Genomic DNA, 12,998 nt, shown 5'->3' on the forward strand with positions numbered 1-12,998 from the left:
ACGCAGCGCGGCTCCTGTTGTTCAGATTGAAAGACCCCGTGTGGTTTTTCGCCCGGCCCTGACGGACCGGTCTGGGTTAGCCGGTCTTTCAGACCGGGGGGTTGATGGGGATCATCGTCGGCCCGGAGGTTTGGGCGGGCGAAAAACAAACGCTCGCTTAAACCTCCGGTCTGAAAGACCGCCTAACCCAGACCGGTCCGTCAGGGCCGGGCTCGCCTTTACTGCACCCGTGCGTACCCAATCCCCTTCGGCATGTTCAACTCCAATCCCACGGCTTGGAACGTGTGATACCACACGCGGGCCAGATCCGATTTCTGTTGCGCCCAGGCGTAGAAGCCGAAGCGTTCGACCGGGTCGGTCCAGTCGTTGTCGGCGATGTAGTCGCTTCCCTCGACCATGCGGAGCCACGGGGAAGCCTCGGGGTCCACCATGAAGGTGATGTAATTCCGGGGGAGCAACTTCACATTGGTGAATGTTGATGCGTTCGTGGCGGCCACCTTCAACGAGCCGTCCCACACATAGAAGGTGACCCACGGGCGGGCTTTGAGGGTGGATTTCACGAAGCCGGTCAACTGGCCGTCCGGGCCTTTGTCCGGTTCCTGGGTGAAGTCGGCCGAGATGTTGCTGGTGCCCGCGATCTGGCGGACCTTGTCATTGTTGATGACGTTGGCCCACACGTCCGTGCCGCAATAGACGCGGGCGAGCGGGGCGCCGACGAGGTCTTGCAGGGCCGAGCCGATCTTGTCCAGATGGGCCGGGATGTCCGTCGATGTGCTGGACCATGCGGCATCAATGATGTTCGACCCGGTGCCCATCTGAAGCCCGGCGGCGAACGACCCGCCGGTGAGGACGTTGCCGCTGTCCAGCTTCAGGTCAACGGTCACGGTGGCGTTGCCCGTGTCATAGGTCGGCACCCAGTCGTCGCCGTTGAGGAAGAAGCCGTATTTGCCGCCTTGGAACAGCGCCCCGGTGACAAACTCGCGGAGGTTGTCGGCCCGCTGCCGCAGGTATTTCACCTGCCGTTCGATGTACTTGGCGCCCATCATGTCCCGGTCGTCGGCATTGCGGCCAAGTTGGCGGATGTTGATGAGCTGGCCGTATTCGAGGGCAAGCTTTTCGCGGAAGGTGGCCAGCGCGACGGTGTTCTTGCCCACGGTGTTCGGGGCGACGGTCCCGGCCGAGGCGCTCGGGGCGCGGGCGTTCGACACCGTGCGGACGTTGTCGAAAATGTCGTAGTTGTACACCAGCCCCGGCACCTGCTCGACGTTTCGACCATCGATGCCGAAGCCGAGATGGCGGGACAGGAACAGGGCCGGGGAGTACGCGCGCGAGATCAACCCGCGCACGAAACTCGCCATCAAAACATCTTGAAGAATCTGTGCCACGGGTTTTTCTCCGGGTAAAAATCAAAGAATTCGGTGAATGGTTTGCAGTCGGGCATTTGGGGTTTCAGCGGGCTGTCTTGGTCTTGGCGAGCCGAGCAGCGTGAGCTGCCGGGTGGCTTCCGGCGGTTGAGCCGCCTCCCCTTTACTCAGCCAGACTCAAGCCCGTGGCTGAAGCATCTTCCCTGCCGGAAGCCACCCGGCAGCTCACGCTGCTCGGCTCGCCAAGACAGACTCCGGCAGCTCACGCTGCTCGGCTCGCCAAGACCAAAATAAACTTCGGAAAACTCACGCCACGGTCGGCGTGTTGGCCCCGAACAGCAGGGCGATGTATTTGGTTCCCGTCTCGTCGGTGGTGATCTCGACGGCCGCGCCGATCTTGTTGCCGGATGTGCTGAAGGCCACGCTGGTCGCGGCGGCGTTGTTAAACGTCACCAGCTTGCCCGAGGGAGCGGTGATCGTCATGTTTTGGTTGACGATGTTGACAAATCGGAAGCGATAGCCCTTGGCGCACGCGGGGAGCGTGAAGTTCACGGCCCCGGCGGCCCCGGTCGTGGTGAATTGTTTGCCGCTGTCGGCGGCCGTCACGGTGTAATCGGCGGTCTTCGCCTCGATGCTGGTCGGGATGCCGGGGGCGGTTCGGAAGTCGTCGTAAATGAAGCGGTCGTTGAGCGTGCGGCGGGCCTGCTCGTCGAAGCCGATTAGTTGGTCGACCTTCACCGAACCGGCGATCAGCAGATGGGCGGTGCGGTCGCCGTTTGTGCCGGACAGCGAGTTGTACAGGTTGCGGCTGGTCATCAAAAAACCGCGTGCAACTTGGGAACCGTCCGTCGCCGTCGGGTCGTATTGCTTGTATTTCTTGGTCGCGCTGATTTGGCCCATCACCAAACCGCGGCGAAGCGTGGTCGTCGGCGTATTGTTCGCATCAGTCGCCGTTGATGCGATGATGATGCCGACACGCTGCTGGTTTTCCGGGGTGCCCCAGACAAATTCGGATTCGGTCGTCTCGACCGGGTCGAACATGCCGGGCATCACGAACGGGTCAATCAAGGAAGACAACTGGCTCATAGGGTCGCTCTCGTTTCAGGTGGGTTGGATCGTACCCGTTACATGATTTTCCGGCCGGGGTTATCGCCGTTTGGTGGTTTGCTGGAAGGCTTCCAATCGTTGCTTGCGGGCCTCGGGCGAGTCGTCGCCCGGATCAACGCCCTTGAGCGCCGGGGGCATCGACACCCGCCGCACGTCGTTGTTGGAGAGGCGAACCCGCTTGCCTCGCGGGCGCCAGGTGCCGCCGCGAGGCAGGGCCTCGTAGGCGCGGATGGCGGTCAGCAACTCATTGGAATTCAGGTCGCCTTGGGAATTGAAACTGAGGCGAACTTGCGTGGCTCGCCGCGTCAGCTTCGAGCCGAGCGCCGGGGTGATTCGGCCGGTTTTCACCAGCATGGTCACGCGGGCGGCGATCCCCTTGCGGGCCAGATTCTCGGCCCGCATCTCCTGCCGTCGCAACGACAGCGTGAGCGGGGAACTCTCCTCCGAAGGCGTCACCGATGTTCGCTTGGAGACGACCGCCGGGGGGCCGGAATCGGTCGGGGCATCGTCCTCTTCATCATCTTCGTCGTCGGTGTCGTCATCATCCGGCGAAGCGTCTGCCGAGGTTGCGTGCAGGGCGACATACAGCCGCTCCCAGCCGTTTTCCGGCGTTGTCCCGGCGGGGAGCTTGATTCCCTTGGCGGCCAGCAGCTTCAGCACTTTCTGGAACAGCGCGGCATCCGGCCCGCTGTTGTCCGAGTCATCGGCGTCGTCCGAATCATCCGTGTCGGTGTCGGTGTCATCCGTGTCGTCGTCGTCATCCGGCGTCGTGTCGGTGTCGGCGTCCGATTGGTAATCGTTCTTCTGGTCGTCTTGGTCGTCGGCCATTGGCGTGAACTCCCCGAGGGAAAGCCAGACCCGCAAGGGGGTGGCGTTGAAGGTGTTGGACAATCGCAACGGCGGATCGGCGTTGAGCCGGCGTTGCACGGGCCGGTTGGTGATGGCGAGATGTTGCACGGTGCAGCCGGGCCAGAGAACGCCGTCGGCGTCGCGCCAGTTCCAATCGAGACACGGCGACGTGTGCCGGACCTTCGCGGCCTGCGCGGCGTCGGCGGCATCCGGGATGTCGGCCAGCGCGCGGAGCTTGCCACGTTGCACGGCGAAGCGTTTCAGATAGCCGAGGGTGTTTTTCACAAGCCGGGCGGCCCGGTCGTCCCGCGACAACCGGACCGGCCCGACATCCTGATGGTCCCAGCAAACGGGAATCTGCCACCCGGCCGCCAGCTTCGCGTTGCCGACCGCCGCCGCATTATCCCGGTCGCGGGCCGTGATCCGCGTGACCCTGACCTTCCCCGGCAAATCGCCGGGCGTCTGCAGGGTTCCGGGTTCCAGAACATCGAACCATAGTTGTGCCATGCCCCGGATGCTAATGGCTACAAATAAGGGACGATGACAAATCGCGTTGTTTTTCGCCCGGCCTGAGGTTTAGACGCAAGGCCAGACCGGCCCGTCCGGACTGGGCTGATATGATGATTGACGCAGACTTGTCGCCCGCGGCCCGCAACCGCCAAAACCATCCAGACGCCCCCGGTTCCAATCATGCCCGTTCTGCGCGATGGGATCATTCTTCCCGATCACTTGGAATTGCTTGAGCGTCATGGTGGCAAAGTGGCGCTTGGCCAATTGGCGCCACTGAGCCGGGATGTGGCGAAACTCGAACTCAAGGTGAAATGGTGGAATGAAGTTCCCGGACGGACCAAAAAGGATTTACGAAGCGAGCGAGACTCGACTTGGGACTGGGTGGTCATGCTTGGGGAAATACGCCAGCGAGGATCGCGCGGGCATGCTTGGGGCGTCTTCACGGACGATGGAAAATGCCAGGGAGCGATCATTTATGAAACAGGCTTGGTGTCCGCGTTAGACGAGTCGCAAGCCACTGTTGTGTGCTGGAGAATCGCCAGCGCCCCCAAGAACCGGAGCCATTTATGCAATGGTTTCGGCTATCGCGGGGTGGGAACGGGACTCATCAAACTGGCCTGCCTTCACAGCCATTTGGCAGGTCTTGGCGGCCGGCTGACCCTCGACGGCCACAAAGGCGACCGGGCGTTGGGCTGGTATTTGAATCTGGGGTTTCAAGAAGTTTCAAATCCCGAGGATGATATAATTGAATTGGAGCTAAGTCCGGAATCGGCCCGTTCTCTGCTCTCCAAATTGCCAGGTGTGTCATGAGCCAAACATCCAAGCCAGTCGGCGAAGAGGTCGTCAAGGCCGCCTCCGCATTGGGACGTACTCGCCAGATTCATCCGGCGTTCGAGGGCACAGACGATTTGGACCCGCTGACCGCCCGATTGACGACCCTGATGCGCCTTCACCCGGAAGTCACCCCGCTCCGGCCGGACAATCTTTCCGGCATGGACTCGAAGGCGAAGAAAGAACTGCTGTCGCAATTTGAAAAAGTCTTGGGCCTCACTTCGGCCAAGGATGCGCCCGTGATTCCTCTATCTTAAACCGACTCGAAGCGATCAACTTGGCCTTTTCTTGGCGGCCCCTCGGCGACATCTCAGGTTGCAAAAAGGCGAGATAACAAGCGGAAGCAATCCCGGCCTGACGGACCTGTCCGGGTTAGCTGCGCCGTCAAGATCGTCGGCAACGGCCCCTTTCTTTTTCTTTTAGTGTGTCCAATGTGTTCAATTTTTGGCGCGATGATCGCGCGATAAATCAATGCCCCTGTTGATGATGCGATGATTGTTGCTGACTTGACGCCATTGGGCAATTTTGCCAGGTGGTTATTAGCCTGTCGTGCAAGTTAAAAACAAATCCACCAATTTTGACCGACGCCGGTAACCGTTATCCTCGATGGCCACAACCCAAGGGAACCCAACATGGCCATTGATTACACCGATTTGTTCACCCGCGGCGGCAAGCTGGTCAAATATGTCAACAGCCGGTTGCCGGTGGCGGCGACCAGTTTGCCGGCCGAGTTGACGGCGATTGCCAATCTGTTCGAGGCGGCCGACCTCACGGAGCAGATCACCCGGCTGTACGACGATTACGCCGGGTTTCAAAGCAACATCACCCGCGAACGGCAGACATTGGCCGGATATTGGGACGCGATCCTCACCGACCGGGACACCGTGCTGACCGAGCTGCGCGTGCCGGATGCCGATGTGAACAGCGTGCTGCCGGAGTTGTTTCGCCGGATGGTGGCCGACAGCCAGACGGTCGATCAATCGACTGTGACCATCGGATCGGTGACGGCCGATGCCGAAAACGAGGGGAACGGGACCGTTCTTTTGACCAAGTTATTGGATGGCTACAACCCGCCGATTCAGGGGGGATTGCCGACCCTGCAATACGCGGGGCTGAACTCAGAACTGGCCGTTCCCTCGGAGACGATGACCTTCACCTGCACCGCCGACAGCGCCCGCGACGGGTTGCCGGAGGGAAGCGAGCGGTTTTCGTGGTCCGGGGGCATCGCGGGCCAAAAATTTGATTTCGAGGCCGAGGGAAGCGGCGACGGCCCCGGCCTGACGGCCGCCGGGGATTCGCAACTCATCAACAACGGCAATTTCGAGCAATGGTCGTCCAACACGCCAAGCGGCTGGACGGTCGCCGCCGGCACGGCCGGCACGCACATCAAGCAAATGACGACGGCCGCGAATGTGTACCGGGGCGATTCCTCCCTCTGGTTCGACGGCGACGGCACGCAGGCCACCATCCAAATCAACCAGTCGGTTTCCTCCGGCCGGATGCAATCACGCCGTCTCTATTGCGTGAGCGTCCGCGTCAAAGCCTCGGCCGCGAGCGGCACCGGCGCCTTCCTGTGCCAGTTCACCGGCACGGGTTACACGGCCTCTTCGACGGAGAAAATCGCCATCACAGCCGGCTCGATGCCGACCGCGTGGACGCTCTACAATTTCTGGATCGTCACCCCGGCCGTGATGCCGGACGACTGGACGCTGACGGTCGCCAACACCGGCACCCCCGGCGCCAGCAGCAATGTGTATGTCGACTGCCTGATCCCGACGGAAGGAACCTACCACGGCGGCATCGCGGCCGTCCTCCTCCCCGGCGCCGCCCCGTATGCCGCCGGGGACCGCTTCACCGTCGCCATCAGCAACGACCAAGCCGGGACGTTTCAAGACTTCTTCCGCCAATGCTACGGCGTCCAATTGCCCAGCAACGGCGCCGGGGCCGAAACGATCAGCGATTCGCTGGCGACGTGATGGATTCACAGCGATCATCTTTGTGAAGCCGCGACTCGGAGGCTTTGCGCAGAGGAGCGAGTTTCGCGGTTGTCACACAAGTCCCCGGTTCACGATCTTGGGCGGACGATCGTTGGACGCGCTCCTCTCCGCAAAGCCTCCGAGTCGCGGCTTCACGGGGGTTCTTATCTCCTCACCGCCGAATCACTGCCGTCACCGGGAAGTGGTCCGACGGCGTTCGGCCGTCGCGTTCCGTGTAGTCGATGCTTGAGGCGGCCACCTTCCAGTCTCGGGAGACGCCGATCCAGTCGATTCGGCTTCCCTTGTTCGGGCCGGGTTTGAAGGGGGTGGTTGTCCCTTCGTTGGGTTCGCGTTTGGGGTGGGCGATGCGGTAGCTGTCCAGCACCGGGGATTCGGCTTTGTCGCGCAGGTCAAACAGGGCTTTATAAGGGTCGCTTCCCTCGCCGGAGTTGAAGTCACCGGTGACAATCAGCGAGCAGTCTTTGCCCAGCGTGGCAAGGCGTGCACGGATCAATTTGGCCGATTCGACGCGGGCCACTTTGCCGATGTGGTCGAAATGGGTGTTGACCCACAGGATTGGCTTCCCGCCGGTTTTGTCCTTCAACCGCACCCAGGTGGCCATGCGAGGCAGGGAGGTGTCCCAGCTTTTGCTGCCGGCTTTCTCGGGGGTTTCGCTCAGCCAGAAGTGGCCGCCGTCGGTTTTCTCGAAGCGGTCTTTCTTCCAATAGATCGCCATCATCTCGCCCTTCTCTTTGCCGTCGTCCCGGCCGAGCCCCATGAACTCGTAGCCAGTCAGTTTCTCGGCGAGAAAGTCGCGTTGGAAGCCGAGCGTTTCCTGGGTGCCGAGCAGGTCCGGGCCGAACGCCTTGACAGTGTCCGCTAGGAAGTCTTTCCGCTTGTCCCAATGATTGTCGCCATCCTTGGCCGTCCCGTAGCGGACGTTGAAACTCATCACTTTGATGTCGGCGGTTTTGTCGTCCGCTAGCAGAAGGGGAGAAGGCAAAAGAGAGGCAATCATGGCGAAGAGGGCCGGTAACAGGGCACGATTCATTGGCGAAGCTCCAGAGAGTGAGGCAGTCATTCTCGGGAGGGAACCGGAGACGGCAACAAGGAAGGCAATGGCCCCGGATCTGGCTTCAACGCCCTTGCCGGATTCTGCTCCTCGGCGCGGCGTTTTTCTTGTTTGGCCAGACTCTCCAACGCATCTTCCGCCTGCTTGGCGATAAGGGAGGCCGGATCGTTTTTGGCCAGGGCTTTCAGGATGCCGACTCGCAACCGCCTGTTGTCAGTTCTCACGGCCAAATCCCAGAAAAACCACACTTCGGCCAACGAGGGGCGGACGGTCTTTCCATGCTCGACAATGGCCTCCAGCCGTTCACGAACCTCCGGGTCGGCGGCCGACTCAAGCAATTTGGAGAGGGGAGCCACGCCGCGCTCGCCGAAGGATCGCAACCGGGCGGCGGCCTCTTCCCGCTGGCGATATGATTTGCTCCCCAACAGTTGAACATCGCTTTTCAATTCATCCGGCGTCACCGGCGGTTTCCATTTCTCCGCCTCGGCCAGAAGCAATTTGAGTTCGGCCGGTGCGAAGCATTTGGGGAAGAAATAGGCGGCCGCCAGACGCGCGAACAGATTGGGCGTCGCCCGCATCATCTGGTATTGCGCCTCGCCGACGGGATGCTTGTTTTTCCCATGCTCCAAGGCATCCAGCCAGACGGATGAATTCGCCGAGGCGGCGGAGATTCCCTCGGTCTCAAACACCCGCCAAAACTCATCATTTGGCAGCGTTTTCATCATCCACCAGACAAGACGACGGGTGTCGTTGACGCCAGCTTTTCGCGAGGCGTCCAGCGCCAGCGGCAGCAATTCTTTGATGTCAGTGTTCAACACACAATTAACATAGAATTCAAGCCGTTGCTCCGTTAATAGTGACTGGCCATATTCAATAAGGCGGGCAACGATTTTCTCTCGACTGGCCGGAGTGTCGGCGTCCGGGGTGATCGTGATACGACGACTGAAATCAATAACCACATCTCCCCGGCCTCTTGTCGAGTGTTCTTGCCGGAACTTGGCATCAATTTGAATTTCGGCCGACTTTGGCGTGATGAGATAATCGCGGTGAAGATGGAATAATTTGCGATAAGTCTCTTGCGGCCGAATTGTATAAAACTTCATTCCCGGACCGGCGCTTCCGTTCTCCATCCACCACCTTTCTCTTCTCATCCAAAACGATTCCAAGAGAGATGCCAGAATCGCCTCGTCCGACCAGCCCATCAAATGAACGGGCGATTCGCCGGTGTTGGTCATTGAGAGACAAAGAACGCACGGCCCGTCGGCCATCGCGAACACCTCATGTTCAAACTTGATTTTTGCCAGCGGCGAATCAAGGGGGATGGCCACTCGGGCCGCCGGCGTTTCGTTTTCAACCGGCTTCGGCGGGAATGATTCGTCGGGAACAACCGCGTCGGCCATCATTGCGTTGCTTTCAGCCGAGGCAACGTCCTCGCCGAGTGTCTCGCTTTCAACCGACACGGACGGCTCCGGGAACTGCTTCGGGGCGCAAACCGCGAGGCAGACGGCCAACACCGCGATTCGGCATATCAATGCGCGCATGATGGCTTGGCGAATTTGAGGAACCGGCCATCCGTTCGTCCGTTCACAAACCGGGCGAGTTCAACCGGTTCTTGTTTGATGACGCCGGGCGGGAGATCGTTCCACAAAGCCAGTCGTTCGTCTTGGCGAACCGAACCTCGCTATCCATCCCGGTCATTGAAGCTCATTGCTTGGATGTTGGCGACAGCAACACGGAAGGGAATGGCCCGTCAGTCCGGCGACAGCGTCCCTTCGCTTTGCATGATTCTGGCGTGACGCTTTTTGTTCTCAGAAAATTCGGCCAGCGCCTTCTCGGCTTGCCTCACAATCAGGGAGGCTGGATCGTTTTTGGTCAATGCGCTCAGGATGGCGATTCGCAGCGATTCGTTGGCATTCCAATCAGCCATGTCCCGGAAGAAATGTTGATCCCCGGCCGAAGGGCGGGCGGCTTTGCCCTGTTCAATGATGGTTTTCAAGCGATCCTGAATTTCCGGATCGGCGGCCGACTCCAGCAATTTGGACAGGGGAGCCACCCCGCGCTCGCCGAACGACCGCAGCCGGGCGGCGGCTTCCTCCCGTCGTCGAAACGACTTGCTCCCCAACAATTGGACATTATTTTGCAATTCGTCCGGCGTCACCGGCGGCTTCCATTTCTCCGCCTCGGCCAGCAGCGATTTGATTTCGGCCGGCGTGAAACATTTGGGAAAATAATTGGTGGCCGAGAGTCGCGCCAGCGGGCTGGGGGAGGCCCGCATCATCCGATATTGCGGTTCCCCGACGGGGTTCGTCTTGCTTCTCAAATAGGCGCAATACATCCAAACAGTCGGCTTGGGCGATGCGGCCGAAAGCCCCTCGGCTTCAAACAACCGCCAGAACTCATCCGGCGGCAGAATTTCTATCATCCAATCAACAAGGCTGCTCGCATGATAGCTTTCTCCCTGCCTCGCGGTTTCCAAAGCCAATGGCAAAAACTCCTTGATCTTGCTCTTCACCACGCAATCACAGTAAAAAGTCATTCGTTCTTCGGATGGCAATGTCAGGCCGTATTTGATAATCCGGGCAATTAGCTCCTTCTTTGTCGTCGCGTTATTAACACTTGGTTTGACGGTGATTTCGCGGCTAAAATCAACCAGCACGGCTGACCGGCCTTCTGATCGATCGTCATTCCGGAATTTCGCCAAGACTTCAATTTGGGCGGGCGTTGTCGCGATTTGATAATCGTGATGAAAGCTGAAAAAAAGGCGATTAGTCTGCCAGGGCTTGAGATGATAATACCTTCCGCCGATGCGGCCAATTCCCCCGGTCGTAAACCCATTCGGACAATCCCAAGGCGAATCCAACAGATCCGCCAGGATCGCTTCGTCCGTCCAGCCAATCATGCCGATGGCTGAACCGCCGGTGTTGGTCATCGAGAGACAAAGAACGCATGGCCCGTCAGCCATCGCGAACACCTCATACTCAAATTTGATTTTTGACAAAGGCGAATCATCGGCCGGAACAGCCACGGGCGCCGCCGGGGTCGCCTCGGGTTCCGGCATCGACGGCGACACTTCCGGCTTGGGATCGCAGGCGGCAAGGCCGAGACAGACCGCCAGCGCCGCGAGTCGGCATATCAATGCGCGCATGATGACTTTGGGGTTCGAGTGGCCGGGCGTTCGCTTGTCTGCACGCAAGCCGGGCGAGTTCAACTGGCTTGCGGTTCTTGTTTGACGAGACAGACATTGGGATTGTTCCACAAAGTCGGCCTCGTTGAAAACGATCCGTTCAACGTCATTTCCGTTTGGCGCGAGACTCCTCGAACCAGGTCAGTTCACGCAATCCCTTCTCGGCCAGTTGGGTGATATGCGCAGACGGATCGTTTTTGGCCAAAGCGGTCAGGATGGCCACTCGTGTTTCTCTGTTCTCCGCCTCGACCGCCAGCCTCGTGATGAAATGGTCATCTCCGGACGAAGGGGTGGAAGTCTTCGCTTGTTGAATAATCGCTTTCAACCGGGCGAGAGCTTCCACATCAGAGATTGAATCAAGCAATTTGGTCAGCGGAACAACTCCCCGTTCCCCAAATGAGCGCAACCGTCGGGCGGCGGCCTCCCTCTCGCGAAACGAATTGCTCGCCAGCAACTTCACACCCCCTTTCAATTCATCCTCCGTCAGCGGCGGTTTCCATTTGGCCGCCTCGGCCAGCAGGGCTTTCAGCTCGGGGTTGGTGTGGCTTTTGGGGAAGTAATAAGCGGCGGCCAGACGCGCGATCATGTTGGGTGACGCCCGCATCAGGCGATACTGTTCCTCGCCGACGGGATGGGCGTTAACGACGATCTTCTTCTGTTCCGACCCGATGAATTTGATGTGCGAAGGGCACAGGTCGATCATGGCGATGCGTTCCAGCCAGACGGACGGATGGGGAGAGCCAGCCGAGACGCCATCGGTCTCAAACACCCGCCAGAACTCTTCTCGGGAGAGCGTCTCCGTCATCCAATCGACAAGGAGGCCGGAACTCCATGCGTCCGTTTCCCGCAAGGTTTCTAGAGCCAGCGGCAGGAATTCCTTGATGCTGGTGTCCAACACGCAATCGCGATAAAAATCCAGCCGCCGCCCAAGTGATAATTTTCGGCCGTGTTCAGCAATCCGGGCAATCAACTCCTTCTTTGTCGTCGCGTTATTAACAACCGGCTTGATCGTGATCTCGCCGCTGAAATTAACGATCACCGGTGCCCGGAGGTCATCCGTTGAATGATGATCCTTCCGAAATTTCGCCTTGATTTGTATTCGGGCGGGAGTTGTGGTGATTTGATAATCGTGATGAAGGCAGACAATGGTGCGATGTGCTTCCTGCGGTTGAAGTTGATAATCTCTTGTTCCGACACGATCGGACTCTCCCAGCGTCAGCCGTGATTTGATGTCCCAAGGCGAATCCACAAGCTCAGCCAAGATCGCCTCGTCCGACCAGCCGGTCAAATCAACAGGCTTTTCGCCAATGTTGGTCAGCGTGAAACAAATCACACAAGGCCCGTCGGCCATTGCGAACACTTCACAACCAAACTTGAAGCTTGTCGCCGGTGTTTCGGCCCGTCCCGGCGAGGAGACGATCAGGCCAAGAATCAGCGCCGCGATTCGGCACATCAGTGCGCGCATGATGATTTGAAGGGTTTGAGTGACCGGGTGTCCGCCCGCGAGTCGGGCGGGTTCAACCGGGCTTCCGGCCTTCGTTTGACGAGACAGACATGGAGATTGTTCCATGTCTTGTCGAAAACCGGCCGTCATTCAGGCAGGGTCAAGAAATGCCGAATGAATCGGCCCGCCGCTCTCGCCGTTTTCACTCGTCCCACGATTCCACTTCGGTGCAGCAAATCGTCAGTTCGGTGTCGTTGTAGTACACCAGCACTTCGGTCTTGTCCGTGTCCCGTCCTTCGTAAACCCCACCCTTGCCGCGTTTGAAGTCAACCCGCGCGGCCCGGTTAAAACTGCCACCGCAAACGGCCGACGGGCTTAACTCGGATTTCGGGTATTTGGCCCGCAACTCGGCCACGGCCTGCTGAAACGTCATCGCCAATTTCTCCTTAAATGGGAATTGGAAAAAATATGCGGGCGACGGGGGGCCGTCAACCCATTGTGTTAGCTTGCGACGCATCGGCTGTCCTCAATCAGCCCCCGGCCGACTGTGTAACCGCCAAGCGTGGTTCATGTGAAACGATCATGTGACATCGGCCAAATTCGATGGCGAAAATTCACATTTGGCCGCCGGGGGGCTGTCTATAATCAGGCCGTTCCGTTG

The 12,998-nt window shown here is 59.4% G+C and carries 11 protein-coding genes; 3 read left to right on the forward strand and 8 right to left on the reverse strand.

Features of this window, described 5'->3' with window-relative positions:
• Nucleotides 1-218: 218 nt before the first annotated feature.
• From BGIM_RS0142705 to BGIM_RS0142720, 3 genes are all read right to left on the reverse strand, one after another.
• A complete protein-coding gene (locus BGIM_RS0142705; RefSeq protein ID WP_157369856.1) occupies nucleotides 219-1,385 on the reverse strand; it encodes a major capsid protein in 1,167 nt (388 codons plus the stop codon).
• A gap of 285 nt (nucleotides 1,386-1,670) precedes the next feature.
• The gene (locus BGIM_RS0142715) at nucleotides 1,671-2,450 is read right to left on the reverse strand and encodes a head decoration protein (RefSeq protein ID WP_020475716.1); all 780 of its coding nucleotides are present in this window, start codon (nucleotides 2,448-2,450) and stop codon (nucleotides 1,671-1,673) included.
• Between the two features lie 60 nt (nucleotides 2,451-2,510).
• Nucleotides 2,511-3,827, reverse strand: coding sequence for a hypothetical protein (locus tag BGIM_RS0142720; protein WP_029631841.1), 1,317 nt, complete (start codon nucleotides 3,825-3,827; stop codon nucleotides 2,511-2,513).
• A 183-nt stretch (nucleotides 3,828-4,010) separates the two neighbouring features.
• Here BGIM_RS0142720 and BGIM_RS0142725 point away from each other — a divergent pair, with 183 nt between their 5' ends.
• The 3 genes from BGIM_RS0142725 (at nucleotide 4,011) to BGIM_RS0142735 (ending at nucleotide 6,637) form a co-directional block, all read left to right on the forward strand.
• The gene (locus tag BGIM_RS0142725) at nucleotides 4,011-4,640 is read left to right on the forward strand and encodes a hypothetical protein (protein ID WP_020475717.1); all 630 of its coding nucleotides are present in this window, start codon (nucleotides 4,011-4,013) and stop codon (nucleotides 4,638-4,640) included.
• Complete coding sequence (locus BGIM_RS0142730; RefSeq protein ID WP_020475718.1) at nucleotides 4,637-4,918, forward strand: hypothetical protein; 282 nt, start codon at nucleotides 4,637-4,639, stop codon at nucleotides 4,916-4,918. The genes BGIM_RS0142725 and BGIM_RS0142730 overlap by 4 nt, the downstream gene beginning before the upstream one ends.
• Nucleotides 4,919-5,293: 375 nt before the next feature.
• Nucleotides 5,294-6,637: a hypothetical protein gene (locus BGIM_RS0142735; RefSeq protein WP_020475719.1), complete on the forward strand. Its 1,344-nt coding sequence runs from the start codon at nucleotides 5,294-5,296 to the stop codon at nucleotides 6,635-6,637.
• A gap of 172 nt (nucleotides 6,638-6,809) precedes the next feature.
• Here BGIM_RS0142735 and BGIM_RS0142740 read toward each other — a convergent pair whose 3' ends face one another.
• The 5 genes from BGIM_RS0142740 to BGIM_RS0142770 all read right to left on the reverse strand — a co-directional run bounded on the left by BGIM_RS0142740 (nucleotide 6,810) and on the right by BGIM_RS0142770 (nucleotide 12,770).
• On the reverse strand, nucleotides 6,810-7,688 hold the full coding sequence (locus BGIM_RS0142740; RefSeq protein WP_020475720.1) for an endonuclease/exonuclease/phosphatase family protein: 879 nt from the start codon (nucleotides 7,686-7,688) through the stop codon (nucleotides 6,810-6,812).
• A 26-nt stretch (nucleotides 7,689-7,714) separates the two neighbouring features.
• A complete protein-coding gene (locus BGIM_RS0142745; RefSeq protein ID WP_029631843.1) occupies nucleotides 7,715-9,250 on the reverse strand; it encodes a hypothetical protein in 1,536 nt (511 codons plus the stop codon).
• Between the two features lie 209 nt (nucleotides 9,251-9,459).
• A complete protein-coding gene (locus BGIM_RS0142755; RefSeq protein ID WP_020475723.1) occupies nucleotides 9,460-10,854 on the reverse strand; it encodes a hypothetical protein in 1,395 nt (464 codons plus the stop codon).
• Nucleotides 10,855-10,999: 145 nt separating this feature from the next.
• Nucleotides 11,000-12,358 carry a hypothetical protein gene (locus tag BGIM_RS0142765; RefSeq protein WP_238537826.1) on the reverse strand — a complete coding sequence of 453 codons (1,359 nt, stop codon included), beginning with the start codon at nucleotides 12,356-12,358 and terminating at the stop codon, nucleotides 11,000-11,002.
• Between the two features lie 181 nt (nucleotides 12,359-12,539).
• Entirely contained in the window at nucleotides 12,540-12,770 is a 231-nt protein-coding gene (locus tag BGIM_RS0142770) for a hypothetical protein (RefSeq protein WP_157369857.1), read from the reverse strand.
• Nucleotides 12,771-12,998 lie beyond the last annotated feature (228 nt).

It is taken from the genome of Zavarzinella formosa DSM 19928 (genome assembly GCF_000255705.1).
Lineage (GTDB): Bacteria > Planctomycetota > Planctomycetia > Gemmatales > Gemmataceae > Zavarzinella > Zavarzinella formosa.